The sequence below is a fragment of the Mesorhizobium sp. C264A genome (assembly GCF_040324515.1).
Lineage (GTDB): Bacteria > Pseudomonadota > Alphaproteobacteria > Rhizobiales > Rhizobiaceae > Mesorhizobium.
Map to the genome: position 1 here is coordinate 1,882,860 of NZ_JAMYVY010000001.1, position 25,892 is coordinate 1,908,751.

A 25,892-nucleotide genomic window follows, 5' to 3' on the forward strand; every position below is an offset into this window, starting at 1 on the left:
ACGACACCGCGTCCCATTCGAAGGAGAAACACCCAATGACCATCCCAAGCCACTTTCCCGACCACTGGAAAACCGCGCTCGCCACGGGTGCCGCCACCGGCTTTCGCACCGCCGGCGATATGGTGAGCTTTTTCTACAAGGCACGCTTCGTCACCGCCCTCTTTTCCCAGGAAGAGAAGCACTATCTCGACCTGGCAGACCGTCATCCAGAGCAATACGCCGCTGCCCTGGCTCAGGCTCGGGCCGAAGATCGGGCCAAGTTCGAAACGTCCGAAGCCATGAAGCGGGCGCCCTTCGATGCTGCCGAATCGGGCAAACCAGTCACGACCATTTCGAAGGCGTGGGATAAGGCCATCGCAAAAACGAACGAGGGCTTCAACGACCTGGCTGCAGGCATCTACGCTCGCCGCAACAAGTAGCTACATCAATTCGGCCCGCCGTGATGGCGCGCCTGTCCCTAGAAGGAAGCCATCATGGCCTCAACAATCAAACAGCGCATCGCCCTCGACGGCGGCAAGGAACTCAAGCGCGAGCTTGAAGAGTTCGGCGCTGCCGGCCGCAAGGCGTTCAAGGATTTGCAGACAGCAGCGGCCCAGACTAAGGGGCTCAGTCCCGGTTTCTTCAGCTCCCTGAAGCAGGCGGAAGTCCAGATCAAATCGCTAGCCAAGTCGTTTCAAGACGCTGGCAAACAAATCCAGAGCGTTGGCCGGGGGTTTTCGACCGCATTGACGCTGCCGATCGTCGGCGCTGGTGTCGGCATCCTGAAACAGGCCGCCGATTTCCAGACCGCGATGAACAGCTTCGTTGCCAACACCGGAGCGGCAGGCGACGCATTCGACCAGGCCAAGGCCAAGGCGATCGAGCTCGGCAATGCCTCAGTCTTCAGCGCCACCGATTCCGCCAACGCGATGACCGAGCTGGCGAAGGTCGGCCTTGAATATAGCCAGATCATGGACGGGGCGGCGCAAGCCACACTCGACCTGGCTGCCGCCAATGGCGGGCAATTGGTCGCGGCAGCTGGCATCGCTGGCGACCTGATCCAGCAGTTCAATCTCAAGGCCAAGCAACTGCCCGGTGTCGTCGACGGCATCACCGGCACGTTGATCAAGTCGAAGCTGGGCTTCGATGATTATCGCCTGGCGATCGGCCAGACCGGCGGTGTGGCTTCATCTCTGGGCGTGAGTCTGGAGGACATGAACACCGCGCTTGCCGGCACGGCCGCCTTGTTCTCCGGCGGCTCGGATGCCGGCACATCGTTTAAAACCTTCCTCCAACGGCTGGTGCCGCAATCCAAGGAAGCGGCCGGCGTCTTCAAGGAATTGAACCTTCAGTTTTTCGACAGCAAGGGCAAGATGAAAAGCCTGGCCGCCATTGCCGAGGAACTGCACCTAAAGCTCGGCAAGCTCTCGCAGGAAGACCTCAACGACAAGGGCTCGACCATCTTCGGCACGGACGCGCTGCGCACCGCGATCGCGCTGATGAAGCTCGGTTCCAAGGGCTTCAAGGAGCTTGCCGCAAGTATCAATGGTGTCGGCGCGAACAAGCTGGCCGAAGTCCGCGTCCAGGGTTTGACCGGCGAAGTGAACAAGTTCAACAGCGCGGTGGAAACCCTGTCGATTGCCATAGGCGATTCCGGATTGCTCGAATCCGTCACCAAGATGGTCGTCAAACTCACCGACTTCACCACGTCGCTTTCGAAGCTCAATCCGGAGACGCTGAAGCTCGGCACGGAGATCGGCGCGGTGGCGGCGGCCATTGGCCCGGCGCTGATTGCACTTGGCTTGCTCGGGCGGGGCTTAGGGTTTGTGTTCGGCGGCGTGGCCAACCTGATCAGGATTGCCCTCGCACTGAAAAATGCTTTCCTGTTCTTGACGCCATGGGGCCGCGCTATCGTCATCGTCGCCGCCGCATTCGAGGGGCTGCGCCTGGCACTCGGTCTGGTGCGCAACAAGCAGTTCGACGCTGCAACCGCAACGGCAGCCCACCAGAAAGCCCTGGCCGACCTGAATGCCGCAGTTGCCGCGGTCAAGAACGGCGTTCCGGGTGCGGAGGGCGCGCTGAAGCGTCTCGGCCAAGCTCATATCGACGCCGCCAAGGCGGCAATTGCGGACGCCAAGGCGCAGCTCGCGCATCAGCAGGCGGTGTTCGATGCGACCAAGCTCTCTGCTGATCAGAGCGCGCTTGGCCCGATGGAAAAGCGCCTCGGCGTCGACATAGATCCGGCGATGGACGCGCTTGTCAGGGCGAATATCCGACTTGCGCAGACTGAGCGCCAACTCGAAGACATCCAGAACACGATTGCCGGCAAGGTCGTCGGCAACATCATCGATCTTCGTGAGAACGCTGACGGCGCAGCAAAAGGTGTTGCTGCTGTCGGTGCTGCTTCCGCTACGACCGCCGGCCAGGTGGAAAACCTCGGCCACCAGATCACGGTTATTCGCGGCGGTGGTGGGGAACTGACGAAGCAAGTTTTCAATGTCGTCGACGGTGTGGCCCGCGCGGCCGATGATGGCAAGCAGGCTCTCGACGGCTTGAAGAGCAGCGTTGACGGCACCAGCGGCGCCGTGGATGGCGTCAGCAACGAAATCACCCATTCCATCAGCACCATTGCTCCTGCCGCACAGGAGGCCGCTAGCGGCTTCAATAGCTCGCTCGGCAATCTCGACTCCGGTGCAGCCCAAGCCGCCGCAGAAGCCATCGTGGCGCCATTTGAGACCCTTCCGGGCAAGCTCTCGGCAATCCTGTCTGGAATGCGTGCCTTGCTTCAAAGCGGCTTCTCCGGTTTCGCCGGCATCGTCAACACCCTGGCGGCACAGGTCGAGGCGGCAATCGCCCGCATCCTGGCCTCGCTCAGGGCAGCGGCGGCTGCCGCACAGTCTCTCCGCGCGGCTGCCGGCTCCAGTTCATCTTCCGATAGCGGCGGCTCGCATGGTGGCTTTGCCGGCGGCGGCTCAGTTCGCGGCCCGGGTGGGCCACGGACAGACAGCATCCTGGCACGCCTAAGCGATGGTGAATTTGTCGTCCAGGCGGCGATCGTGAAACGGCTTGGCGTGGATTTCTTTCACGCCTTGAACAACGGGTTTCTGCCATCGTTGAAGGGCTTGCGCGGCTTCTCCATGGGCGGCTTCGCCGACAGCTTCAACGGCTCAATGTCGCAACTGACGATCCCGCGCTTTGCCGGCGGCGGTTTCGCGAACGTACCGGCTTCATCTCCGTCGACCACCGCCGGCCGCACGCCATTCGTGCTGCAACTGCCGAACGGCGCGGAAATCGATGACATGACCATCGGAGATGTTTCGATGCGTCGCCTGCAAAAAGAAGCCGTCAGAAGCGGATTGCTGAGCACAGGACGAAAGCCGGGGCGCGGCAAATGACCGACAAGCTCGCATGGTGGCGCCCGCCGCCGGAACACGAAGGCCGGGCCGAACAGAACCGGCTCAAATTCAAGGCGCAGTTCGGCAGTTTCGAAGCCGTCGAATTCGATTCGTTCTGGCTCGGCACGTCCATGGACGGGAAACACCTCGCCTTCCAGTTTCACCGCCCGGACGGCTCGATCCATCGCTTCGCGCTGCCTGGTCGGATGGTCGAGCAGTTCTTTGCCGAACTCGCCGGCTCGATCGAAGAGATGGGGCACCGCCAGCTTGCAGCTAAGGAACTGGACGGCAACGCATGACCGCCGATCACATCGCATTCACCGCCGCAAGCATCGTCGTTCTGGTGCTGTCTTGGTGGCCGTTCTAGGGTGGCCCGGCTGCCGCCTGAACTTTGCTGACCCCGGGCTGTTTCAACGTATGGCAGCTAGGTCGCCCTCACTTCCCGGCTGCTGGCCAAGGCTCCAAAGCTTGGTCGGCTCCGCGCCCGCACTGCCAAATGGGCGCGGGCCAGATTGTCGCCGGTTGAGTTGCGGATGATCCTCTATTGCGCGTCACTTTAACGAAATTTTCGTTCGCTCGGAACATTCCGTTAACACATTTCGTTGCTATTTCGATTGTTGCGTCTGTTTCGTTCGTTGCGCGTGTTGCGTTTAGACGCTAGAAGCGTACATATATGATGCAGGCAAAAAAAGAGGATAAAAAAATGCTAGCTCTTCTCGATCAAACATATGCGCCGATAACCGCTGACGAGACGGAAGCTGTCATTGCAAAAAAGGCGGCTGAAAGGCTCGCGGCCGTTGCCGAGGCCGATCAAGATATCACAGTGCACGTCGAAGGGGTTGCGAAGATTGCTGTCCCTCTGCCCGCGAAGGCAGTGAAAATGATGCTAACTATCTTGCTGGCGATGGCTGAGCGTAAGCCAGTATCAATGATACCGCATGAAGCCGAATTGACCACTAAACAGGTGGCCGATTTTCTAAATGTGTCTCGGCCATACGTCTGCAAGATAATTGACGAGGGGAAGTTGAAAGCCCGTTTGGTAAACCGTCACCGCAGAGTGAAGTTTTCCGACATCCTTGCATACGAGAAGTCTTCACAGAACGATCGTTATGATGCATTGGCTGAAATGGCAGAGGAAACTAGAAAGCTCGGACTTGAATGATCTCAACATTCACGGCGTTCATTGACGCCAATGTTTTCTTTGGAGCGAGGCTGAGAAGCCTCCTCCTTTTTTTGTCTCAGACAAAGATGTATCGCGCACGCTGGAGTGAGCGGGTCCATCAGGAATGGATGGCTGCGGTTGCCGAAAAGCGTGGCATTGAACCTGAGAAACTCCAAAAGCTCCGCGAATTGATGGACAGAGCGGTGCCAGATGCTCTGGTCTCAGGGTATGAACAACTTGAGGGGGCATAGAACTTCCAGATCCCAACGACCGACACATAGTGGCTGCTGCGACCCTCACACGGGCCGATGTAATTGTCACCTTCAACCTGGCTGATTTCCCGACAGAGGTTCTTAAGCCATTGCGGCTTGAAGCGCGCCATCCGGACGAGTTTGTGCTTGATCTTTTTGACATATCCAACGATCTCTTTGTCGACGCGGTGAAGAAGGACTACGAGCATTATATCGAGCCCAAGCTTTCCTTCGCTGACTACGTCGAGTGCCGCAGACGGCGGATCTGCTAGAAAAATTGCGCGTGGTGATTGCTGCGGAAGCGGCCTAGTAGGCGTAAGGTGCGGGCGACGATCACGCCGAAGGTGAAGCGCTGAGATGTGGCGCTCGATGAAGTCGAGCCTACCAGCCCCATCCCCTTTTGCTAAAGCTAGGTCTTCCTTAGCCTCACCCCGGCGCCGCCGCCATTCTCGGCGATGAACTCGACGCCGGCAGCTTCGAGGGCAGCACGCAACGCGGCGACCGTCTCAGGTGCGCCGGCAGAATGGCCGTTTTCGAAGCGAGTAACCGTCATCGACGATATCCCGGCTTTGTGAGCCAGTTGGCGCACGCCGATCTGAAGCGCGGCTCTAGCCATTCGGCACTGTGATGGTGTGATCATTCGCGCCCCTGTTGACACTGTATACGGGCAGTGGCATGTTTACCCTGTAAACAGCATATCCAACGCAAAGGGGATTTACAATGCCGAACACCCATGTTCCGGCTGCCGGCGAAGCTATGCCCGCAGTCATCGGGAGATTTTCCCGCCGCGCCTTGCTTGGCGCCTTTGCCTCGCTTCCACTCATAGGAGGCGCTGTGGCGCTGGCGCCGCCCGCAAGGGCTACTGACCCGCTCGCCGACACCATCGCCGAATATTATGCCAAGATGGCAGAGTTCATGGCAATTCCGAACGGCGAGATCACGGGCGAAAACGAGGATGCCCTCGTCGCGGCAACCTATGGTCCACTGGATGACAAGCTGTGGCACGCAACGCCGCCGGCAAATAGCAATCGGGGCGTTGCAGAAGCGATCCGCTACGCTCTGGAGGAGCATTCGCTGATTGATCGGGTGGCAGAAGCCATCCTGATATCGGCGCTGGCGTTCCTCGATCAGGAGCGCGTGTCATGACCGCCCTGGTTAGGACGCTACGCCCCTACGGCATGCCCAAGGGGACGGACCCGCGTGTTTGGAGGCAGTCAGTCGAGAAACGCCTCAACGACCTTCTAGACCGGGCGATGTCGCTGGTGACGGCATTGGATCTGATGGAAGCCGACTTTTGCAACGATGAGGAAACCGGCGACGAGGAGCCGTCGCTCGGCTGGGCGCATAACGGTGGACAGTCATTCCTGTCCGGAACCGCTCCCAACCTGCCGGCCGGCGACACATACGATCTGGAGCTAGACAACGCCGACGATGAGGAGGGCGGCGACGCTGAGGGTTATTGCCCGGAAGATTACGGCGAGACGATTATGTGGGGCGATGATCTGAAATCGCAGGAAGTGCTGGCCGGTTCTTAAAATTGTCCGGAACAAGAGCCGCCTCTGCGGGTTTATGTCGTGCAGCGGCTTTCTCAGGAATATGGCCGCTCTATTCAAGGTGCAGAACCCGCCGCCCTGGGCCCCCTCACAGCGGCGGGTTTCTTGTGGCCAGAGAGTGCCTCCCGAAAAGCCCGCCGGCTCACGCTGGCGGGCGATCTCTCTACTGCTAGAATTTCATCGCGACGCCGACGCGGAAGTCGTGCGTCTGAACCGTGTGTTCGAGTGTGCACCCGCCACCGCAATATTCTAGCGATTTCTTGCCAAAGAAGGAGAAATCATACTCTCCGCGCAAAAACACGTTGTGGGTGAGTGCGACGTCTAAACCTGCTCCAACGATGCCGCCTACCAAGGTGGCATCGCGCTCCGCGTCGCCACCTGGATAGAACGTCTTCAACTTCGCCGCGGTTACACCCGCAGTGACGAACGGCATGTACGCGCCCATGTCCATGCCGACTCGACCCTTTACAGAGCCGAACAACCCGGTGGATGCGTCGAGGACGCCTGGTCCTGGAATGTCGTTGAAGGTGTTCTTTTTGAAGCGATACCCAAGCTCGCCTTCGAGGCCGTAGACAATCGTGCCGGACTGGAAGTTATAGCCCGCAAAGCCGCCGATTGTTGCCGAGCCTGGGCTGTGGGTAGCACCGGCACCAATGTTCGGCTCATGTATCTTGTAGTGTTCCAGCGTCCCCGCGCCGAAGATACCAGCGTAAGGTCCTTGCCAGGTCCATTCAGGGGTGTCCACAGGAGCAGTAATGGTGTCGGCGGCGATCGCCGGCGCGGTCACCGAAAGCGCGATAAGTGAAGCGAAAAGAAAGGCTTTCATCGGAATCCCCAGCACAATGTCAGGAACTTAGTGCCATAAACCTGCAACCTTGTATGTAGCTAGTAAGCCACACCTGTCGGCTAAGTTGCCGCCGTTGAGTCCGTCGACGTGAATTGAGGGGATCGCCGGCCAGTCGACTATTCGAACGTCCTCAATCACACCCATGATCGCCTCGTGATGTCGCATCAACCAAGGCGAGTGTGGCACTGTCACAGACGAAACAATGGCCAGTTTTCCGGACATAGTGCGGACATGGATTTCAGCGGACACAAAAGGCCGCCCTCACCTCCCGCAACTCCTTGATTTTCTTCAGTTTTTGGTGAGCGCGTCGGGGTTCGAACCCGAGACCTACTGATTAAAAGTCAGTTGCTCTACCGGCTGAGCTACGCGCTCCCGCGGGCTCTAAAGGCCGCCCTCGAAATTGCGCGGAACATAGGGAGAGTGCCGCGACCGGTCAACCGGAAAAAGATGCCCTTCGACCGGGGTTTCAGCCATCGCCAGACGCGCCGCAAATTGCGTCGTCACCAGCCCGGTGAGCCGCTCCCGCACGTGGTCGCCGCTTCGATCTGTTGGCGCGCGAGACGCGCCTTTTCTCTCGCGCCGAATTCGAGAAACATTACAAATCAGCAACTTACTGTTTTGGTGGGAACCATCGCACGAGCGGGCCGTTTTCGTCTCACAAGGGACGTCAACCACCCTTCAAGGAGAAGATCATGAACAAGATCGCAACGGGTCTACTGGCGACCACCCTGTCAATTTCGTTTGCCGCGGCCGCCGCTATGCCGGCCAATGCCGCCCAGATGTTCGTGCCCCAGTCATCAGAAACTTCGTCCGACATCGTGAATGTGGGCGATTCTCGTCATGACAACTGGCGGTGGATGCGCCATGGCAACCGCAATTCCGGCAATCGCGATTTCCGCGTGGGCCGCCAGTTCTCGCGCAACAATGATGGCGGCAGCTATTGGAATGGCCATCGCGGCTATCGCGAATATCACCGCGGCTATCGCCGTCACGGCGACTACTGGTTCCCGCTGGCTGCCTTCGCCACCGGCGCCTTGATCACCGGCGCGATCGTCAACAGCGAGAACAACCGCGGCGATGCGCATGTGCAGTGGTGCTACGACCACTATCGGTCGTACCGCGCTTCGGACAACACATTCCAGCCCAATTACGGCCCGCGTCGGCAGTGCAATTCGCCCTATTGAGCTGAGTTGGTACCAAGTGTTGTGTAGAAAAGCCCGCGCCGGCAACGGCGCGGGCCTTTCCGTAGGTTGCTTGGGTACGGGCGCGGCGGATTAGCTGGCCCAATTGACGCTCTTGAAGATCAGATACAGGGCTCCGCCTTCACCACGCGGAGAACGGTATGCACCGAGGCCGTTGCAGATTCGAACCGCAACTGCGGTCATCTTCCAGCCGAGCACTTCCAGGTCGTTGTTCAAAGCTATCGCATAGGATTGAGCCAGTTCATCAATGGAATGCTCCTGTCCGAATGACCGAACCAGCTTTGCGTCGGCAAGCAGTTCGCCAGGCAGGTTTGAATTTGCCCAAGCCCAGAGCCAGTTGCTGGCCTTGGCACTCGTCGATCCGGCGATTTGGATTTCGGCGACGACCTTGGTGATGCCGTTGTCCGAGAACAGAAGCTTTCCTTCTGTCAGATCATAGTCATAGCGAGGCCAACTGCCGAGTCGGAACGCCTGCTGCAAGCGTGCATTCTTTGCATCCAATTGTTCGACAGCCTCGTCGCGCCAGGCGACATACCAGTGTGGATTCATCCCCTTCCCCCGCCACGATTTACTACCGTACGCTCAGCGTCCGGCGCACCGCATCGCGCCAGCCGGCCAGTTTTGCCGAACGCACCGTGGCATCCATGTCCGGCTTGAAGCGGCGCTCGAGCGCCCAGCTCTTGGCAAAATCCTTCGCCTTCGGCCACACGCCTGCTTTCGAGCCGGCAAGCCACGCCGCACCCAGCGCCGTCGTCTCCAGAATGGTCGGGCGATCGACCGGCGCATCGAGGATATCGGCCAGCCGCTGCATGGTCCAGTCGGAGGCCACCATGCCGCCGTCGACGCGAAGCACGGTTTTGGCCGACGCCCCCTTCCAGTCCTTGCGCATTGCGTCGAGGAGATCGCGCGTCTGGTAGGCGACGGATTCCAGCGCCGCGCGGGCGAACTCCGCCGGGCCAGAGTTGCGGGTCAGCCCGAAGATCGCGCCACGCGCCTCGGCGTCCCAATGCGGCGCGCCGAGACCGACGAAAGCCGGCACCAGATAGACGTTCTGCGTGGGGTCGGCGGTTGCAGCCAAAACGCCGCTATGCTCGGCCTTGCCGATCACCTTGATGCCGTCGCGCAGCCATTGCACGGCGGCACCGGCGATGAAGATCGAGCCTTCCAAGGCATAGGTGGTCTTGCCGTTCAGCCGATAGGCGATGGTGGTCAACAGCCGGTTCTTCGAGCGCACCAGATCGGCGCCGATGTTGAGCAGCGCAAAGCAGCCGGTGCCATAAGTCGATTTCATCATGCCTGGCTCGAAACAGGCCTGGCCGATGGTCGCTGCGTGCTGATCGCCGGCCACGCCAAGGATTTTGATTTCGGCGCCAAACAGGCTTTTTTCCGTCACGCCGTAGTCGTCGGCGCAATCCTTGACCTCAGGCAGCATCGCCACCGGGATGCGCAGGATGGAGAGCAGCTCGTCGTCCCAGACATTTTTCTCGATGTTATAGACCAGCGTGCGCGAGGCGTTGGTGGCATCCGTCGCATGCACCTTGCCGCCGGTCAGCCGCCAGATCAAAAAACTGTCGATAGTGCCGGCGAGCAGTTCGCCCTTTTCGGCGCGCTTTCTCGCACCGTTTACCTTGTCAAGCATCCAGGCGATCTTGGTGCCGGAGAAATAGGGATCGAGCAGCAGGCCGGTCTTTTTGGTGAACTTTTTCTCCAGGCCGTGTTTTTTCAGCTTCTGGCACAGCGGCGCGGTGCGGCGGTCCTGCCAGACGATGGCATTGTGGATCGGCTTGCCGGTCGCCTTGTCCCAGATGACGACGGTTTCGCGCTGGTTGGTGATGCCGATCGCCGCCACATCCGAGGCCTCGCGGCCGGCGGCCTTCAGCGCGCCTTTGACCGTCGCGACGACGCTTGCCCAGATCTCTTCCGGATCATGCTCGACCCAGCCGGAGGCAGGATAATGCTGCGTGAATTCCTGCTGCTTGCTGCCGGCGACCTTCATCGCGCCGTCGAACAGGATCGCCCTGGTCGATGTCGTACCCTGGTCGATTGCAAGGATGTATCCGGTCATTAGTCCTCCCGGTAGCTCGCCTATACAAACAGGGGAGACGGCAAGATGCCGCCTCCCCGTTCACTATGATCCTGGCGCGTACGCCAAGATTACTTCTGCCAGCTCTTCACCAGTTCGTCGTAGTTGATGGTGATCGGCTTTTCCTTCTCGTTCTCGATCTTCAGCTGAGGCGCGAGATTGCCGTTCTTGACCGCGTCGGCGTTCCAGTAGGCGAGGTCATGCTCTTCGGCCATCTTCGGGCCGATATCGCCCTGGACGCCCGACTTCTCGATGCGGGTCATGACTTTTTCCTGCTCGGCGCAGAGCGAGTCCATGGCTTCCTGCGCCGTCTTGGCGCCGGACGAGGCATCGCCGATCGCCTGCCACCAGAGCTGTGCCAGCTTCGGATAATCGGGCACGTTGGTGCCGGTCGGCGACCACTGAACGCGGGCCGGCGAGCGGTAGAACTCGATCAGACCACCGAGCTTCGGCGCACGTTCGGTGAAGCTCTTGTCGTGGATCGTGCTTTCGCGGATGAAGGTCAAGCCGACATGGCTCTTCTTCACGTCGACCGTCTTCGAGGTCACGAACTGCGCGTAGAGCCAGGCGGCCTTGGCGCGGTCGGTCGGCGTCGACTTCATCAGCGTCCAGGAACCCACGTCCTGATAGCCGAGCTTCATGCCGTCCTTCCAGTAGACGCCATGCGGCGACGGGGCCATGCGCCACTTCGGCGTTCCGTCGTCGTTCAGCACCGCCTTGGCGCCGGCGTCGACCATCGAAGCGGTGAAGGCGGTGTACCAGAATATCTGCTGCGCGACCGCACCCTGTGCCGGCACCGGGCCGGATTCGGAGAAGGTCATGCCCTGGGCTTCGGCCGGAGCGTAGGCCTTCAGCCAGTCGAGGTATTTCTGGATGGAGTAGACGGCAGCCGGGCCGTTGGTGTCGCCGCCGCGCGCCGTGCAGGAGCCGACCGGCTGTGATTTCTCGTTGACCTTGATGCCCCATTCGTCAACCGGCAGGCCGTTCGGCAGGCCCTTGTCGCCGTTGCCGGCCATCGACAGCCAGGCGTCGGTGAAGCGCCAGCCGAGCGACGGGTCCTTCTTGCCGTAGTCCATGTGGCCATAGACCTTCTTGCCGTCGATCTCGCGGCCGGTGAAGAACTCGGCGATGTCCTCATAGGCCGACCAGTTGACGGGAACGCCGAGGTCGTAGCCGTATTTCGCCTTGAAGTCGGCCTTGTTCTTCTCGTCGTTGAACCAGTCGTAACGGAACCAGTAGAGGTTGGCGAACTGCTGGTCGGGCAGCTGATAGAGCTTCTTGTCCGGCGCGGTGGTGAAGGAGGTGCCGATAAAATCCTTCAGGTCGAGGTTGGGATTGGTAACGTCCTTGCCCTCGCCCGCCATCCAGTCGGTCAGGTTGCGGACCTGCTGGTAGCGCCAGTGGGTGCCGATCAGGTCGGAATCGTTGACCCAGCCGTCATAGAGGTTCTGGCCGGTCTGCATCTGGGTCTGGATCTTCTCGACGACGTCGCCTTCCTGGATGACGTCATGCGTGATCTTGATGCCGGTGATGGCGGTAAAGGCGGGCGCCAGCACCTGCGATTCATACTGGTGGGTGGCGATGGTTTCGGACACGACCTTGATGTCCATGCCGGCGAAAGGCTTCGCGGCATCGATGAACCACTGCATTTCTGCTTCCTGGCCGGCGCGGTCGAGCGTCGACAGCGGGCCGATTTCCTTGTCCAGAAACGCCTTGGCCTCATCCATTCCGGCGTAGGCGTTGCCTACCCCGAGCAACAGGACAAGGGCAGTTGTTGATGTTAAAAATTGCCGTCGCATAGGTTTCCTCCACATTTAGGTTTCAAGTGCGATCTGGAACGGCCGCCGGCACGCGGTCGATCCAACAGTTTCCCCCTCTATACGTAGCGGAACACGCCGACGGCGTAGACCACGGAGAGAGCGAGAGCCCACCACAGGTTGGATCCGACAAGACCCAGCCAAGCGAGATGGATAAAGGCGCTGCCAAGCAGCGACAGAAAAAGACGGTCGCCGCGCGTCGTCTCGAAGCGCAGGATGCCGACGCGCGGATTGCCGCCCGGCGAGGCAAATTCCCAAAACGCCATGCCGCACAGCAGCAGAAGAATGGTGCCGAAGAACGCCGCCGTCGGCCACGTCCACGCCATCCAGGTGAGGTCGAGATTCATGGTGACACCCTCCCCAGGGCAAAGCCCTTGGCGGTGGTGGTGAGGATGAACCCGTGCGTTTGTTTCATCACACCCTCCCCAGGGCGAAGCCCTTGGCGATGTAGTTGCGGACAAACCAGATGACGAGCGCGCCGGGGATCAGCGTCAGCACGCCGGCGGCGGCAAGCAGGCCCCAGTCCATGCCGGCGGCCGAGACGGTGCGGGTCATGGTGGCGGCGATGGGCTTGGCATCGGTGGTCGTCAGCGTGCGAGCGATCAAAAGCTCGACCCATGAGAACATGAAGCAGAAGAAGCACGCGACACCGATGCCGCTGGCGATCAGCGGCATGAAAATCCTGACGAAGAAGCGCGGGAAGGAGTAGCCGTCGATATAGGCTGTTTCGTCGATCTCTTTGGGCACGCCCGACATGAAGCCTTCGAGGATCCACACCGCCAGCGGCACATTGAACAGGCAGTGCGCCAGCGCCACGGCGATGTGGGTGTCGATCAGGCCGAAAGCCGAATAGAGCTGGAAGAACGGCAGCGCGAACACTGCCGGCGGCGCCATGCGGTTGGTCAACAGCCAGAAGAACAGATGCTTGTCGCCGAGGAAGCGGTAACGCGAAAAGGCGTAGGCCGCCGGCAGCGCGGCGGCCACCGAGATCACCATGTTCATCACCACATAGGTGATCGAGTTGATGTAGCCCGAGTACCAGGAGGCGTCGGTAAAGATGGTGACGTAGTTGGCGATCGTAGGCTGATGCGGATAGAGCGTCAGCGAGGAGACGATCTCGGCATTGGTCTTGAAGCTCATGTTGATGAGCCAGTAGATCGGCAGCAGAAGCACGATGATGTAGATCGTCGGCACGATCCACCACCAGCGCGATTCCTCGCCGCGCTTGCGCATCAGCCGGGCGACCTGATCCTGCGAAAGCGTGCTCGCCAATTTTCCCGAAGCGGTGGTTTCGCTCACTCTGTCGGCTCTTTCGTTGGCGCCGCTCATCTCAGCGCTCCGCGTCGTAGTTGGTCATCACGGTGTAGAACACCCACGACAACAACAGGATGATCAGGAAGTAGACCAGCGACATGGCGGCCGCCGGACCGAGGTCGAACTGGCCGAGCGCGGTCTTGACGAGGTCGATCGACAGGAAGGTGGTCGAGTTGCCGGGGCCGCCGCCGGTGACGACGAAGGGCTCGGTGTAGATCATGAAGCTATCCATGAAGCGCAACAGCACGGCGATCAAAAGCACACGCTGCATCTTCGGCAGCTGGATATAACGGAACACCGCCCAGCGCGAGGCGCCGTCGATCTTGGCCGCCTGGTAGAAGGCATCCGGGATCGAAACCAGGCCGGCATAGCAGAGCAGCACGACAAGGCTGGTCCAGTGCCAGACGTCCATGATGATGATGGTGACCCAGGCGTCGAACGGATCCTGCACGTAATTGTAGTCGATGCCGAGCGCGTTGACGTAGTAGCCGAGCAGGCCGATGTCGTTGCGGCCGAAGACCTGCCAGATGGTGCCGACGACGTTCCACGGAATGAGCAGCGGCAACGACATAAGCACCAGGCAGACCGGCACGCCCCAACCCTTCTTCGGCATGTTGAGCGCGATGAAGATGCCGAGCGGCACTTCGATGGCCAGGATGATGAAGGAGAAGATCAGGTTGCGCACCATGGCTTCCCAGAAGCGGCTGGACGACAGCAGTTCCTCGAACCACTGGGTGCCTGCCCAGAAGAAGACGTTGTTGCCGAAGGTGTCCTGCACCGAATAGTTGACGACCGTCATCAGCGGAATGACGGCCGAGAACGCCACCAGCACCAGCACCGGCAGCACCAGGAACCAGGCCTTGTTGTTCCAGGTCTTTTCCATCTATGCCCCCATCTCGACACGCCCCATCTCAACCAGCCAGGAATCGGCATAGATGTTGATGCCGGCCGGATCGAAGCGAACCTTTGGGTCGGCCGGCACGCTCTCGTCCTCGCCGATGACGGCAGCGATCTCGCGGCCTTCGAGGCTGGCGCGCACCACCTTGTGGCGGCCGAGATCCTCGACCTTGCTTATTTTAACCGCCATGCCCTCGCGGCCGAGCCTGACATACTCGGGGCGGATGCCGAGTTCGATGGCGCCGGAGCTCCCAGCGGCGGTCTTTGGCGCGCCGGGCAACTCGATGCGCTGACTGCCAATGGTCGCAGTCTTGCCGTCGATCGCCACCGGCATGACGTTCATGCCGGGCGAGCCGATGAAGTAACCGACGAATGTGTGGCGCGGGCGCTCAAACAATTCAGCCGGCGTGCCGATCTGGACGATGCCGCCATCATACATGACGACGACCTGGTCGGCGAAGGTCAGCGCCTCGGTCTGGTCATGGGTGACATAGACCATGGTGTAGCCGAAGCGGCGGTGCAGTTGCTTCAACTGCGATCGCAGCACCCATTTCATGTGCGGATCGATAACCGTCAGCGGTTCGTCGAACAGGATGGCATTGACATCCGAGCGCACCAGGCCGCGGCCGAGCGAGATCTTCTGCTTCTGGTCGGCGGTCAGGCCCCTCGCCTTCTTCTTCGCCCACGACGCCAGGTCGATCATCTCCAGCGTCTCGCGCACCTTGCGGTCGACATCGGCCTCCGGCACGCCGCGATTGCGCAGCGGGAAGGCAAGATTGTCGTAAACGGTCATGGTGTCGTAGATGACCGGGAACTGGAACACCTGCGCGATGTTGCGCTCCTGCGTCGACAGATTGGTGACGTCCTTGCCGTTGAACAACAACTCACCGTGCGAGGGGTGCAGAAGTCCCGAAATGATGTTGAGCAGCGTGGTCTTGCCGCAACCCGAGGGCCCAAGCAGCGCATAGGCGCCGCCATCCTCGAATGTGTGGTGCACTTCCCGCAGCGCAAAATCGGCATCCTTCTGCGGATTGGGCAGGTAGGAGTGCCTGACATGGTTGACGTCGATGCGCGCCATCTCTTCCCCCTCAGGCCGCAAGCTTCGGCGCGGCGACGGCGCTGCCGTTGCTGTCGAAGACCATGATGTGGCGCGGATCGATAAACACCTCGATCTCGGCGTCCGGCTCGAAATCGCGGATGCCGTGGGCCAGCATGACCCAGCGCGCATCGGCAAAATCGAGGTGGATGAAGCTTTCCGAGCCGGTGATCTCGGTGATCGTCACCTTGGCGCGCACCGGCACCGCGGCAGCGTTGGGCCGCTCCAGCGACAGATGATGCGGCTGAAAGCCGATCGTGTAATTGGCGTCGGCAATGCCGGCGAGTTCGGCCGGCACCGGCAGCTTGACGCCGCCCTCGAGCAGGAAATCCGGGCCCTTCTTGGCCAGCACGATGGTGTTGAGCGGCGGATCGGCAAAGGTTTTCGCCGTCACCAGGTCGATCGGCTTGCGGAAGACGTCGATGGTCGGCCCGAATTGGGTGATCCGCCCCTCGGACAGCGTCGCCGTATTGCCGCCGAGCAGCAAGGCTTCATGCGGCTCAGTCGTGGCGTAGACGAAAATGGTGCCGGCGGCGGCAAATATCTTGGGCAGTTCGGCGCGCAGCTCCTCGCGCAATTTGTAGTCGAGATTGGCGAGCGGCTCGTCGAGCAGCACCAGGCTGGCATTCTTGACGATGGCGCGGGCCAGCGCCGTACGCTGCTGCTGTCCGCCGGACAGGCTGAGCGGCGTGCGGTCGAGATAGGGTGTGAGCTTCAGAAGCCCTGCCGCGTTGCGGACTTCCTTGTCGATCTTGGCCTGGTCGGTGCCGGCGACGCGCAACGGCGAGGCGATGTTCTCGTAGACGGTCATCGCGGGGTAGTTGATGAACTGCTGATAGACCATGGCGATCTTGCGCTGCTGCACCGGCATGCCGGTGACATTCTGGCCGTCGAACCAGACTGAACCGGTGGTCGGCACGTCGAGCCCGGCCATCAGCCGCATCAGACTTGTCTTGCCCGACAGTGTCGGCCCGAGCAAAACGTTGAGCGAGCCGTGCTGAAGCGTCAGCGACACGTCGCGGATATGCTCCACCGCGCCGACCATCTTCGTCACGTTTCTCAGTTCCAGCATGATGCCTCCTCCCAGGCTTTGTGCATCAATCGCCTTCCCTATTCCGCTGCCGCGACATGGCGCCGGCTGATGCCGCGCATGAATTCGTCAAGCGCCGAGGCCTGTTCGCGGCTGAGATGCAGACCGCGCTTGGTGCGACGCCACAATACATCTTCGGCGGTCAGCGCCCATTCATTTTCGCTGAGGTAGCGTACCTCGGCCTCATAGAGATCGGCGCCGAAATTGCGGCCGAGATCGGCGTTCGACTTGGCAAGGCCGAGCAGCACTTGCGCGCGCGTGCCGTAAAGCCTGGTCAACCGACGCGCCAGGCGCTGGTCGAGGAAAGGATAGGCGCTCTTCAGCTTCGCCACCTGGACGTCGAAACCGGTGGCCGGGAAATCGCCGCCCGGCAAGGGCGCGTTCGCCGTCCACGGCTTGCCGCGCTTGCCGAGAAAACCTTCGATCTTTTCCAGCATCGATTCCGACAGCCGGCGGTAGGTGGTGATCTTGCCGCCGAAAGCGTTGACGATCGGCGCCTTGCCCTCGCCGCCATCGGCTTTCAACACATAGTCGCGGGTCGCTTCCTGCGCCTTCGAAGCGCCGTCGTCGTAGAGCGGGCGCACGGCCGAATAGGTCCAGACGATGTCGGGGCGCGTCACGGCTTCAGCAAAATATTCGCTCGCCGCCGCGCAGAGATAGTCGATCTCGGTGTCGCTGATCTTCACGTCATGCGGATCGCCGGGATAGTCGCGATCGGTGGTGCCGATCAGCGTAAATTCTTCCTCGTAAGGGATGGCGAAGATGATGCGCCCGTCCTTGTTCTGGAAGAAGTAGGCGCGCGGATCATCGAATTTCTTTTTGATGACGATATGACTGCCCTGCACCAGGCGCACATTGTGCACGTCGTTCTGGCCCACGGTGGTCGACAGGACGTGGTCGACCCATGGACCGGCGGCATTGACCAGCAGCCGGGCCTTGACCTCGTCGGCATCTCCCGTCCGCACGTCTTCCACGCGGATCGCCCATAGATCGCCTTCGCGCCGCGCCCCGACGACTTTCGTGCGGGTGCGGATGGTGGCGCCGCGGTCGGCGGCGTCACGCGCGTTCAACACCACCAGCCGGGCATCGTTGACCCAGCCGTCCGAGTACTCGAAGGCCTTGTGAAACAGCGGCTTCAGCGGCTTGCCCGCCGGATCCTTGGACATGTCCAGTGTCCGGGTCGCCGGCAGCAATTTGCGGCCACCAATATGATCGTAGAGGAACAGGCCGAGCCGGATCAGCCAGGCCGGGCGCAGGCCCTTGGCATAGGGCAGCACGAAGCGCATCGGCCAGATGATGTGCGGCGCGTTCTTCCACAGAACCTCGCGCTCCATCAGCGCCTCGCGCACAAGCCGGAACTCGTAGAATTCGAGGTAGCGCAGGCCACCATGGATCAGCTTGGTCGAACCGGAGGAGGTTCCGCTGGCGAGGTCGTTCATCTCGGCGAGAAATACCGAAAAGCCCCGCCCAACGGCGTCGCGGGCGATGCCGCAGCCATTGATGCCGCCACCGATGACGAAGATGTCACGGACTGCGTCCACAAATCCCTCCCGCGATTTCGCATTGCAGCATTTTTGAGTTGTTACGAAACCGTATCGGGATTATTTCGAAATAAGAACGAATGTCAAACGAAATGTAACGGGACCGTGATCGATAGCCTAGCCGAGCGACGTTTCGATCAATTGAACCTCCGCTTCCTCGCAGATCTTACGCACCGACGGGATGTCGCAACGGTCGGTGATGAAGGTGTTGACTTGCGAGAGATGGCCGATGCGAACCGGCGCGGTGCGTTCGAACTTGGTCTGGTCGGAGACCAGGATGACATGCCTGGCATTGGCGATAATGGCTTGCGCCACTTTCACTTCGCGAAAGTCGAAATCGAGCAACGCGCCGTCATGGTCGATGGCCGAGGCGCCGATCACTGCATAGTCGACCTTGAACTGCCTGATGAAATCGACCGCGGCCTCGCCGACAACGCCGCCGTCGGAGCCACGCACGACGCCGCCGGCGATTACCACCTCGATCGAAGGATAGATGCGCATCCTGTTGGCAACATTGATATTATTGGTGATGACCATCAGCCCGGTATGGTCGAGCAGCGCCTTGCTGACCGACTCGGTCGTGGTGCCGATGTTGATGAACAGGGAGGCGTTGTCGGGTATCAGCCTGGCCGCCGCGCGGCCGATGGCCTCCTTCTCGTCGGCGGCAATCTTGCGGCGCGCCTCATACTCCATGTTCTCGATGCCGGACGGGAACAGGGCCCCGCCATGGATGCGCGTCAGCAGCCGCTGGTCGCAGAGATCGTTGAGGTCCTTGCGGATGGTCTGTGGCGTCACGTTGAAATGCGTGGCGAGGTCATCGACCAGCACACGGCCATGGTCCTTCGCCATCTGGATGATCTCGGCATGGCGCGGCGACAAATACACTGAGAACCTCCCGTTTTCGTTTTTCTTGTTTGTAGCTGAAAACGAAAGCAATGAAAAGGGAGACGCCGGCTAATGAAATATCGATGATTGCAAAGGCGAACCGGGCAGATACGGCTCAGACCCGCTCCGCCACCTTGCGGGTGACAGCCGCGACTTTACCTGGCGAGCGGATCATCAGGAAATTGCCGGACCAGTATCCCGGGATCCGCCAAGTGCCTTTGATCTCGGTTGCATCACCGTTGATGATGCCGCTGTAGTGAATCGGGTGCGCCTTCAATTCGGCCTTGTCGTATGTCTTGGTAAAGGAGACGGCGTTGCCCTCTCGCTGCCCCTGCAGGCTTGCGTATCTTGCCGTGCTGGTCGCCGCCGGTTCGTGGGTCATCCCCGTCAAGCTGGTTGCCGTCTCGATCAGCGTTGCAACGAAGGAAACCGGCGGCAGTTCGCGCGGATAGAAATAGCGCCCGCTCCAGACGCCCGTCAGATTCTGGCTAACCCCTTCAGCCCTTCCGGCCATATGCTTGCTCGCAAGTCCTTGCTGGCTTGCCCCGGCGGCGGCAACCACCCGGGCAATCCCTGTCAGTCCTTCGGGGATCTTGCACACTCGCATATGACAGTGAAGGCGGTATCGACATCGGCCGCGGTTGTCTCGAACTGGCCTGCCTGGAAGCGGATGGCGACCCGCCCATCGACACGCGTCTGCGTCAGGTAGATACGGCCGTCATTGTTGATGGCGTCGACCAGACGCAGATTGTGCTCGTCGCAGTCAGCGCCGGATGTGGCGCGATGCCGGAACGAGAACAGCGACAGCATCGGCTGGCTGGCGAGCTCGAAATCCTCCTCCTCGGCCAGGCGCGCTGCTATGCCTTCGCTCCAGGCGACGTGATTGCGGATCATGGTGCGCAGCGCCTCGAGGCCATGGGCGCGCAGCAGGAACCACAGCTTCAGCGCCCGGAAGCGACGGCCGAGAGGCACCGACCATTCGGAGTAGTTGATGATGCCGTCATGGCCGCGAGTTTTCAGATAGTCCGGCTTGATCGCCAGCGTGCGCACGAGATCCTCCGGCTGGCGGACGAACTGGATCGAGCAGTCGAATTGCGCGCCCAGCCATTTGTGCGGGTTGAAGACGATCGAGTCCGCGCCCTCGACACCGGTCCAGAAATGCCGGTATTCCGGGCAGATCATGGCCGATCCGGCCCAGGCGGCGTCGATATGCAGATAGAGCCCCTGGCGTTTGGCCACCGCGGCCACTTCAGCGATGTCGTCGGTGCCGCCGGTGCTGGTGCCGCCGACGCACGCGATGATGCCGGCCGGCAATAGGCCGGCCGCGCGGTCGGCAACAATCGCCGCTTCCAAAGCCGCGGTATCCATGGCGCGGTAGGTGCCGGCGACGGGAATGCGGACGAGGTTTTCCTCGCCAATGCCGGCGACCCAGATGGCGCGGTCGATCGAGGTGTGCACCTGGTCGGAGGAATAGACGCGCAGCCTGCCCTGCCCGGAAAGACCCTTCTTGTTGCCCTGCCAGTCGAGCGTGCGCTCGCGCATGGTCAACACGGCGGCCAGCGTCGCCGATGATGCGGAGTCCTGGATCACGCCGGAAAAGCCTTCGGGCAGGCCGAGCGCCTGGCGCATCCAGTCGACGATGCGCGTCTCAAGCTCTGTCGCCGCCGGCGAAGTCTGCCACAGCATGCACTGCGCGGCCATCGCAGAGACCAGATATTCGGCAACCACCGAGACGGGTGCTGCATTGGCCGGGAAATAAGCAAAGAAACGCGGATGCTGCCAATGCGTCATGCCGGGCACGATCTTGGCTTCGAAATCGGCGAAGATCGTCTCCATCGATTCCGCGGCATCCGGCGGAGAAGCTTCGATGCTCCTGAAGATCTCGCCCGGCGCTATGGCAGGTCGCACGGGCCGATCGCGAAGGCCGGCGCGGTAATCAGCGCCCCAGTCGGCGGCGCGCCTCGACCAGTCGCGGAATTGCTCGTTGTCCATGGATCCTCCCGACGCGCCGATCAGACAGCCGTTTGAATTTTGATTAACATGTTAAATAGAGACAGGCAACCGCGACGAAGGTTCCCGCGCTAGCCCGGAAAATCCGGCAGGCTGGCAAAGGCCGTCTTCAACGCGTTCGACCAGCCTTCGGAAATAGCACGATAATATCGATCGTCCTGGCCGATGCGCTTTTTCAAACCCACCGTGAACGTGTCCTCCTCCAGGAACAGCAGGTCGAGAGGCAGGCCGACGGACAGGTTCGATTTCAGCGTCGAATCGAACGATACCAGCAAGAGCTTGACCGTTTCAGCCAGGCTCATCGTCCTTTCATAGGCACGGATGATGATCGGCTTGCCGTATTTGGTCTCGCCGATCTGGAAGAACGGCGTGTCGTCGGTCGATTCGATGAAATTGCCCTCGGGATAGATCATGAACAGCCGTGGCGGGCTGCCCTTGATCTGGCCGCCGAGGATGAAGGAGGCGTTGAAATAGGAATCCGCCTTTTCGCCGGCAGGCGACGAGCTGGCGATGACTTCCTTGACGGTGTCGCCGACCAGCCGCACCGTCTGGTACATGGATGGGGTCTCGAGCAGCGTCGCGTGGCGTTCCGCCACCGCCTTGGTGCGCTCGTCGAGCAGGCTGACCACGGCCTGCGTCGTAGCCAGATTGCCGGCCGACATCAGTACGATGACGCGCTCGCCTGGCTCTTCCCAGACATGCATCTTCTTGAAAGTGGAGATCGAATCCATCCCTGCATTGGTGCGCGTGTCCGACATGAACACGAGCCCACGATCGATCTTGAGGCCGACGCAATAAGTCATGGAATCTCTTCAGGCAGCAATCTTGCCGGAGACTACTGCTCTACCGTGACGGTGACTGCAAGCTGTTCCTCCGCCTGTCCCAGTCGAATTCCCGACACCGGCGAGGCGTCGCGATAATCACGGCCGGTGGCTACCCTGACATAGCGTTCATCGGGGGAAATGCCGTTGGCGGCGTCGAAGGCGACCCAGCCGAGACCCTGAACATGGGCTTCGGCCCAGGCATGGCTTGCCGCCTGCTCGATGGCCGCATCCATCATCAGATAGCCACTGACATAGCGGGCCGGAAAACCCATGACGCGGCCTGCGGTGACAAAGATGTGGCTGTGATCCTGGCAAACGCCGGTCTTCAGCGCCAATGCCTCTTCCGCCGGGGTCGTCACGCTGGTGGTGCCCGGCGTGTAGGCGACGCGCTCGACGATCAGCGCCATCAGCCGATGCAGCCTTTCGATGTCGGTACCTTTGCCGACCGCCGCGGCAAGCTCGCTTATGCCCTCGCCGGGGATGGTCAAAGCTGTCTCCTGGCTGAACAGCCACAGCGGCGCAAAGCCGTGATGCGGACCCGAGACGCCCGCTGTGTCGCGCGTGACAACCTCGCCGGAGGCCTCGACGGTGATGAAGTCGCGCTCGCCCTCGACGCTCAACAGCCTGTTATCGTTGCCGAAATGGTCGTTAAAGCGGACTTCCTCGCGCGCGCCCTCGATCTTCAGCGCCCAGGACAGCACGGTCTGCGTCGGGCCACTGACCGGTAACAGGCGTAGCCGCTGCAACAGATAGTGCACCGGCGCGTCGTAGCGGTATTCGGTACGGTGGGTGATCTTGAGCCGCATGCCTATTTTCCGTTTGTAAGCATGATCTTATCCGAAAACCGGGTCTCACTTGTCGCTAGCGCGGTCCTCCGGTTCGCGATCATGCTCAATTGAACCGGTAATCTTGTGCGATCTCTTCGCCAAGCTTGGTGTTGTCTTGAATGAACCTGGCCAGGAATTCGTGCAGGCCGGTGTCGAATATGTCCTTGATCGACCCTGCCTGCAGCATCGCCTGTGTCCTGTCGACGGTGGCGTGGCAGGCATGACGGTCGCCATAGTCGTCGCCCAGGAACTTCAGATGCTCGGCGAGAAAACGATAACAGAAGGTCAGCGAACGCGGCATGCGCACATTGAGGATCAGATAGTCGGCAATATTGGTCGGTTTGTAGTCGGCCTCATAGACCCAGCGATAGGAACGGTGCGCCGACACCGAGCGCAGGATCGATTCCCACTGGTAGTTGTCGAGGCTCGAGCCGACCCAGGAGATCGACGGCAGCAGCACGTAGTATTTCACGTCGAGGATGCGTGCCGTGTTGTCGGCCCGCTCGACATAGGTGCCGAGCTGCGAGAAGTCGAAGATCTCGTTGCGCAGCATCGTGCCGTAGAACGAGCCGCGGATCAGCGCCGTCTCGCGTTTGATGGCGTCGAGCACACTCGGCAGGTCGCGCTCGTCGATCGGCTTTGCCAGCATGCGCTTCAGCGCCATCCAGGCTTCGTTGATGCTCTCCCAGGTCTCGCGCGTCAGCGCGGTGCGCACCATGCGGGCATTGTTGCGAGCGGTCTCGATCGCCGACATCGTGCTCGACGGGTTCGAGGTGTCGCGCAGCAGGAAGTCGGCGACGTTGGCGGCGGTATAGTCCTTGTATTTCTGCGTGAAGGTGACGTCGGAGCCGGCGCTGAGCAGCACCGAATTCCACTCTTCCGACGCGCTCTGGGTGCGGGTCAGCGCCATGCGAAGGCCGGCATCGACCAGACGCGCCATGTTTTCCGCCCGCTCGATATAGCGGTTCATCCAGTAGAGCCCGTTGGCGGTGCGGCCGAGAAGCATGTGAAGTGGCCTTCTGGCTAGTGAGTAGGGAATAGTGAGTAGGGATTAGTAAGCATTTGAATCTCTGTTGAATATGGCATTTCTTGTCCCTCTACTGCCTACTGCCTACTGCCTACTGCCTACTGCCTACTGCCTACTGCCTACCTAATCGTCCAACACCCACGTATCCTTCGTGCCGCCGCCTTGCGAGGAATTCACGACCAACGACCCCTCCTTCAGCGCCACCCGCGTCAAGCCGCCGGGCACGATCTGGATTCGGTCGGAGACCAGAACATAGGGTCGCAAGTCGACATGGCGCGGCGACAGGCCTTTTTCTGTCAGGATCGGGCAGGTCGACAGCGCCAGCGTCGGCTGGGCGATGTAGTTGGAAGGCTTCGCCTGCAGCTTCTTGGCGAAATCCTGGCATTCCTTCTTGGTCGCAGCCGGCCCCACCAGCATGCCGTAGCCGCCGGAGCCGTGCACTTCCTTGATGACCAGCTCATGGATGTGTTCGAGCACGTATTTCAGGCTGTCGGGCTCCGAGCAGCGCCAGGTCGGGATGTTGCCGAGGATGGCCTTGCGGCCGGTGTAGAACTCGACGATGTCGGGCATGTAGGAATAAATCGCCTTGTCGTCGGCGATGCCGGTTCCCGGCGCGTTGGCGATGGTGATGTTGCCGGCGCGGTAGACGTCCATGATGCCGGGCACGCCAAGGGCCGAGTCCGGCCGGAAGGTCAGCGGATCGAGGAAGGAATCGTCGACGCGCCGGTAAAGCACGTCGATCTGCTTGTAGCCTTCGGTCGTGCGCATGGCGACGTGGCCGTCTACAACGCGCAGATCCTGGCCTTCGACCAGTTGCACGCCCATCTGGTCGGCGAGGAAGGCATGTTCGAAATAGGCGGAGTTGAAGCTGCCCGGCGTCAGCACGGCAATGGTCGGTGCGCCCTTGGTGCTTTGCGGCCGCACTGCCGCCAGCGACTGGCGCAGCAATTGCGGATAATTCTCCACCGGCCGCACCTTGATCTGCTGGAACAGCTCGGGAAAGAGCTGCATCATCGTCTCGCGGTTCTCCAGCATGTAGGAGACCCCCGACGGCGTGCGCGCATTGTCCTCCAGCACGTAGAACTCGTTCTCCGAGATCCGGACGATATCGACGCCGATAATGTGGGTGTAGACGCCGGCCGGTGGCCGCACTCCGATCATTTCCGGCAGGAACGCCTCGTTCCTGGCGATCAGCTCCCTCGGCACGCGGCCGGCGCGCAGGATTTCCTGGCGGTGGTAAATGTCGTCGAGGAAAGCGTTCAGCGCCTGCACGCGCTGCTCGATGCCTTGCGTCAGCCTTCGCCATTCATTGCCGGAGATGATGCGCGGCACGATGTCGAAGGGGATCAGCCGCTCGGAGGCTTCCTGCTCGCCATAGACGGCGAAGGTAATGCCGGTCTTGCGGAAGACGCGCTCGGCGTCCTGCATCTTTTCGGTAAGCCTGGCCGGGTCCTGCTCCTTCAGCCAGCGGTCGTAAGCCGTATACGGTTGTCTAAGCCCGGAAACTTCCGGAAGCATTTCATCGAACGCTGCCAATCGCATACTCCCCTGTGACGCCATTTCACTGGCGTCGCGGGAGAAAATCAAGCGCAATCGGTGATTTGGAGGATATCGGCGATCAGTATGTTTCGACTGCCCAAAATTCGGGCAGTCGGAACGGGACCTTAATCAGGCTCTGCCTTGTCGCCGGGCAAGTGCCTGATGCGGCCATAGCAGTTCACCGTTTCATGGAAACGGCGACCTGCCATGGCTTTTTGCTTTGACGCAATTCCGGACGGAAAACCGCTTCACATTTTTTTCCTGGAATTGCTTTAGAAAGCGCGGAAAGTGACGACCGTGAAGGTGTCCTTGATTCCGGGAATAATCTGCACCTTCTCGTTGACGAAGTGGCCGACATCTTCCTCGTCGTCGACGTAGAATTTGGCAAGCAGGTCGTAATTGCCGGCGGTCGAGTAGATTTCCGAGGCGATTTCGGCATCGGCGAGCGCGCTGGCGACCTCATAGGACTTGCCCAGATCGCACTTTATCTGCATGAAAAACGTCTTCATTGCCGGTCCCGATCAAGCTTCAGCACTCAAGCGGCCCTTGTGGC

General features: G+C 60.8%; 27 protein-coding genes and 1 tRNA gene. 8 read left to right on the plus strand and 20 right to left on the minus strand.

What is annotated here, in order from left to right; translation table 11 throughout:
- Window positions 1-35 precede the first annotated feature (35 nt).
- From NKL04_RS09270 to NKL04_RS09290, 5 genes are all read left to right on the plus strand, one after another.
- Entirely contained in the window at window positions 36-419 is a 384-nt protein-coding gene (locus NKL04_RS09270; RefSeq protein ID WP_023700765.1) for a hypothetical protein, read from the plus strand.
- A gap of 54 nt (window positions 420-473) precedes the next feature.
- A complete protein-coding gene (locus NKL04_RS09275; RefSeq protein ID WP_023700766.1) occupies window positions 474-3,374 on the plus strand; it encodes a phage tail tape measure protein in 2,901 nt (966 codons plus the stop codon).
- Window positions 3,371-3,673 (plus strand): hypothetical protein, encoded by a 303-nt coding sequence (locus NKL04_RS09280; RefSeq protein ID WP_023700767.1) that lies wholly within the window; start codon window positions 3,371-3,373, stop codon window positions 3,671-3,673. Before NKL04_RS09275 ends, NKL04_RS09280 begins: the two co-directional genes overlap by 4 nt.
- Before the next feature lie 374 nt (window positions 3,674-4,047).
- Window positions 4,048-4,536 carry a helix-turn-helix domain-containing protein gene (locus tag NKL04_RS09285; protein WP_023700768.1) on the plus strand — a complete coding sequence of 163 codons (489 nt, stop codon included), beginning with the start codon at window positions 4,048-4,050 and terminating at the stop codon, window positions 4,534-4,536.
- A gap of 280 nt (window positions 4,537-4,816) precedes the next feature.
- Complete coding sequence (locus NKL04_RS09290; RefSeq protein ID WP_352723665.1) at window positions 4,817-5,059, plus strand: hypothetical protein; 243 nt, start codon at window positions 4,817-4,819, stop codon at window positions 5,057-5,059.
- Window positions 5,060-5,196: 137 nt separating this feature from the next.
- Here NKL04_RS09290 and NKL04_RS09295 read toward each other — a convergent pair whose 3' ends face one another.
- A complete protein-coding gene (locus NKL04_RS09295) occupies window positions 5,197-5,340 on the minus strand; it encodes an XRE family transcriptional regulator (RefSeq protein WP_348528046.1) in 144 nt (47 codons plus the stop codon).
- A gap of 167 nt (window positions 5,341-5,507) precedes the next feature.
- On the opposite strand from NKL04_RS09295, the gene NKL04_RS09300 reads away from it, so the two are divergent.
- Window positions 5,508-5,933: a hypothetical protein gene (locus tag NKL04_RS09300; protein ID WP_023700771.1), complete on the plus strand. Its 426-nt coding sequence runs from the start codon at window positions 5,508-5,510 to the stop codon at window positions 5,931-5,933.
- Entirely contained in the window at window positions 5,930-6,322 is a 393-nt protein-coding gene (locus NKL04_RS09305) for a hypothetical protein (RefSeq protein WP_023700772.1), read from the plus strand. The genes NKL04_RS09300 and NKL04_RS09305 overlap by 4 nt, the downstream gene beginning before the upstream one ends.
- A 187-nt stretch (window positions 6,323-6,509) precedes the next feature.
- On the opposite strand, the gene NKL04_RS09310 is transcribed toward NKL04_RS09305, so the two are convergent.
- A complete protein-coding gene (locus tag NKL04_RS09310; protein ID WP_023700773.1) occupies window positions 6,510-7,166 on the minus strand; it encodes an outer membrane protein in 657 nt (218 codons plus the stop codon).
- Window positions 7,167-7,483: 317 nt separating this feature from the next.
- Window positions 7,484-7,559, minus strand: a tRNA-Lys gene (locus NKL04_RS09315).
- Between the two features lie 320 nt (window positions 7,560-7,879).
- Here NKL04_RS09315 and NKL04_RS09320 point away from each other — a divergent pair.
- Window positions 7,880-8,371: a BA14K family protein gene (locus NKL04_RS09320; protein ID WP_023700775.1), complete on the plus strand. Its 492-nt coding sequence runs from the start codon at window positions 7,880-7,882 to the stop codon at window positions 8,369-8,371.
- 90 nt (window positions 8,372-8,461) lie between these two features.
- On the opposite strand, the gene NKL04_RS09325 is transcribed toward NKL04_RS09320, so the two are convergent.
- The 17 genes from NKL04_RS09325 to NKL04_RS09405 form a co-directional block, all read right to left on the minus strand.
- A complete protein-coding gene (locus NKL04_RS09325) occupies window positions 8,462-8,938 on the minus strand; it encodes a DUF6882 domain-containing protein (protein WP_023670980.1) in 477 nt (158 codons plus the stop codon).
- 22 nt (window positions 8,939-8,960) lie between these two features.
- Window positions 8,961-10,454, minus strand: a complete 1,494-nt coding sequence (gene glpK, locus NKL04_RS09330; RefSeq protein ID WP_023700776.1) for a glycerol kinase GlpK — start codon at window positions 10,452-10,454, stop codon at window positions 8,961-8,963.
- Window positions 10,455-10,543: 89 nt separating this feature from the next.
- A complete protein-coding gene (locus NKL04_RS09335; protein WP_023670978.1) occupies window positions 10,544-12,271 on the minus strand; it encodes an ABC transporter substrate-binding protein in 1,728 nt (575 codons plus the stop codon).
- A gap of 77 nt (window positions 12,272-12,348) precedes the next feature.
- The gene (locus NKL04_RS09340; protein WP_023670977.1) at window positions 12,349-12,636 is read right to left on the minus strand and encodes a DUF2160 domain-containing protein; all 288 of its coding nucleotides are present in this window, start codon (window positions 12,634-12,636) and stop codon (window positions 12,349-12,351) included.
- Window positions 12,637-12,703: 67 nt separating this feature from the next.
- Window positions 12,704-13,618: a carbohydrate ABC transporter permease gene (locus tag NKL04_RS09345; RefSeq protein ID WP_023670976.1), complete on the minus strand. Its 915-nt coding sequence runs from the start codon at window positions 13,616-13,618 to the stop codon at window positions 12,704-12,706.
- Window position 13,619: 1 nt separating this feature from the next.
- Window positions 13,620-14,486: a carbohydrate ABC transporter permease gene (locus NKL04_RS09350; RefSeq protein WP_023670975.1), complete on the minus strand. Its 867-nt coding sequence runs from the start codon at window positions 14,484-14,486 to the stop codon at window positions 13,620-13,622.
- Window positions 14,487-15,578, minus strand: coding sequence for an ABC transporter ATP-binding protein (locus NKL04_RS09355; protein ID WP_023700777.1), 1,092 nt, complete (start codon window positions 15,576-15,578; stop codon window positions 14,487-14,489).
- A gap of 10 nt (window positions 15,579-15,588) precedes the next feature.
- Complete coding sequence (locus tag NKL04_RS09360) at window positions 15,589-16,668, minus strand: ABC transporter ATP-binding protein (RefSeq protein WP_023700778.1); 1,080 nt, start codon at window positions 16,666-16,668, stop codon at window positions 15,589-15,591.
- Window positions 16,669-16,706: 38 nt separating this feature from the next.
- Window positions 16,707-18,227 (minus strand): glycerol-3-phosphate dehydrogenase, encoded by a 1,521-nt coding sequence (glpD, locus tag NKL04_RS09365; RefSeq protein WP_023700779.1) that lies wholly within the window; start codon window positions 18,225-18,227, stop codon window positions 16,707-16,709.
- A gap of 117 nt (window positions 18,228-18,344) precedes the next feature.
- The gene (locus NKL04_RS09370; RefSeq protein WP_023670971.1) at window positions 18,345-19,112 is read right to left on the minus strand and encodes a DeoR/GlpR family DNA-binding transcription regulator; all 768 of its coding nucleotides are present in this window, start codon (window positions 19,110-19,112) and stop codon (window positions 18,345-18,347) included.
- Window positions 19,113-19,227: 115 nt separating this feature from the next.
- Window positions 19,228-19,674, minus strand: a complete 447-nt coding sequence (locus NKL04_RS09375) for a hypothetical protein (RefSeq protein ID WP_023693406.1) — start codon at window positions 19,672-19,674, stop codon at window positions 19,228-19,230.
- A gap of 14 nt (window positions 19,675-19,688) precedes the next feature.
- Window positions 19,689-21,104: a pyridoxal phosphate-dependent decarboxylase family protein gene (locus NKL04_RS09380; RefSeq protein WP_023700781.1), complete on the minus strand. Its 1,416-nt coding sequence runs from the start codon at window positions 21,102-21,104 to the stop codon at window positions 19,689-19,691.
- A gap of 89 nt (window positions 21,105-21,193) precedes the next feature.
- A complete protein-coding gene (locus NKL04_RS09385; RefSeq protein ID WP_023684646.1) occupies window positions 21,194-21,925 on the minus strand; it encodes a proteasome-type protease in 732 nt (243 codons plus the stop codon).
- Between the two features lie 32 nt (window positions 21,926-21,957).
- Window positions 21,958-22,752 carry a transglutaminase family protein gene (locus NKL04_RS09390; protein WP_023700782.1) on the minus strand — a complete coding sequence of 265 codons (795 nt, stop codon included), beginning with the start codon at window positions 22,750-22,752 and terminating at the stop codon, window positions 21,958-21,960.
- A gap of 85 nt (window positions 22,753-22,837) precedes the next feature.
- Complete coding sequence (locus NKL04_RS09395) at window positions 22,838-23,779, minus strand: alpha-E domain-containing protein (RefSeq protein WP_023670965.1); 942 nt, start codon at window positions 23,777-23,779, stop codon at window positions 22,838-22,840.
- A 144-nt stretch (window positions 23,780-23,923) separates the two neighbouring features.
- On the minus strand, window positions 23,924-25,336 hold the full coding sequence (locus tag NKL04_RS09400; protein ID WP_023670964.1) for a circularly permuted type 2 ATP-grasp protein: 1,413 nt from the start codon (window positions 25,334-25,336) through the stop codon (window positions 23,924-23,926).
- A 275-nt stretch (window positions 25,337-25,611) separates the two neighbouring features.
- On the minus strand, window positions 25,612-25,848 hold the full coding sequence (locus NKL04_RS09405) for an Lrp/AsnC family transcriptional regulator (protein WP_023670963.1): 237 nt from the start codon (window positions 25,846-25,848) through the stop codon (window positions 25,612-25,614).
- Between the last annotated feature and the right edge of the window lie 44 nt (window positions 25,849-25,892).

Bases quoted from the DNA above. Each gene is read 5' to 3' on its own strand.
- NKL04_RS09270 (WP_023700765.1), top strand. From the start codon at position 36: ATGACCATCCCAAGCCACTTTCCCGACCACTGGAAAACCGCGCTCGCC.
- NKL04_RS09275 (WP_023700766.1), top strand. From the start codon at position 474: ATGGCCTCAACAATCAAACAGCGCATCGCCCTCGACGGCGGCAAGGAA.
- NKL04_RS09280 (WP_023700767.1), top strand. From the start codon at position 3,371: ATGACCGACAAGCTCGCATGGTGGCGCCCGCCGCCGGAACACGAAGGC.
- NKL04_RS09285 (WP_023700768.1), top strand. From the start codon at position 4,048: ATGATGCAGGCAAAAAAAGAGGATAAAAAAATGCTAGCTCTTCTCGAT.
- NKL04_RS09295 (WP_348528046.1), bottom strand. From the start codon at position 5,340: ATGACGGTTACTCGCTTCGAAAACGGCCATTCTGCCGGCGCACCTGAG.
- NKL04_RS09300 (WP_023700771.1), top strand. From the start codon at position 5,508: ATGCCGAACACCCATGTTCCGGCTGCCGGCGAAGCTATGCCCGCAGTC.
- NKL04_RS09305 (WP_023700772.1), top strand. From the start codon at position 5,930: ATGACCGCCCTGGTTAGGACGCTACGCCCCTACGGCATGCCCAAGGGG.
- NKL04_RS09310 (WP_023700773.1), bottom strand. From the start codon at position 7,166: ATGAAAGCCTTTCTTTTCGCTTCACTTATCGCGCTTTCGGTGACCGCG.
- NKL04_RS09320 (WP_023700775.1), top strand. From the start codon at position 7,880: ATGAACAAGATCGCAACGGGTCTACTGGCGACCACCCTGTCAATTTCG.
- NKL04_RS09325 (WP_023670980.1), bottom strand. From the start codon at position 8,938: ATGAATCCACACTGGTATGTCGCCTGGCGCGACGAGGCTGTCGAACAA.
- glpK (WP_023700776.1), bottom strand. From the start codon at position 10,454: ATGACCGGATACATCCTTGCAATCGACCAGGGTACGACATCGACCAGG.
- NKL04_RS09335 (WP_023670978.1), bottom strand. From the start codon at position 12,271: ATGCGACGGCAATTTTTAACATCAACAACTGCCCTTGTCCTGTTGCTC.
- NKL04_RS09340 (WP_023670977.1), bottom strand. From the start codon at position 12,636: ATGAATCTCGACCTCACCTGGATGGCGTGGACGTGGCCGACGGCGGCG.
- NKL04_RS09345 (WP_023670976.1), bottom strand. From the start codon at position 13,618: ATGAGCGGCGCCAACGAAAGAGCCGACAGAGTGAGCGAAACCACCGCT.
- NKL04_RS09350 (WP_023670975.1), bottom strand. From the start codon at position 14,486: ATGGAAAAGACCTGGAACAACAAGGCCTGGTTCCTGGTGCTGCCGGTG.
- NKL04_RS09355 (WP_023700777.1), bottom strand. From the start codon at position 15,578: ATGGCGCGCATCGACGTCAACCATGTCAGGCACTCCTACCTGCCCAAT.
- NKL04_RS09360 (WP_023700778.1), bottom strand. From the start codon at position 16,668: ATGCTGGAACTGAGAAACGTGACGAAGATGGTCGGCGCGGTGGAGCAT.
- NKL04_RS09380 (WP_023700781.1), bottom strand. From the start codon at position 21,104: ATGGACAACGAGCAATTCCGCGACTGGTCGAGGCGCGCCGCCGACTGG.
- NKL04_RS09385 (WP_023684646.1), bottom strand. From the start codon at position 21,925: ATGACTTATTGCGTCGGCCTCAAGATCGATCGTGGGCTCGTGTTCATG.
- NKL04_RS09390 (WP_023700782.1), bottom strand. From the start codon at position 22,752: ATGCGGCTCAAGATCACCCACCGTACCGAATACCGCTACGACGCGCCG.
- NKL04_RS09395 (WP_023670965.1), bottom strand. From the start codon at position 23,779: ATGCTTCTCGGCCGCACCGCCAACGGGCTCTACTGGATGAACCGCTAT.
- NKL04_RS09405 (WP_023670963.1), bottom strand. From the start codon at position 25,848: ATGAAGACGTTTTTCATGCAGATAAAGTGCGATCTGGGCAAGTCCTAT.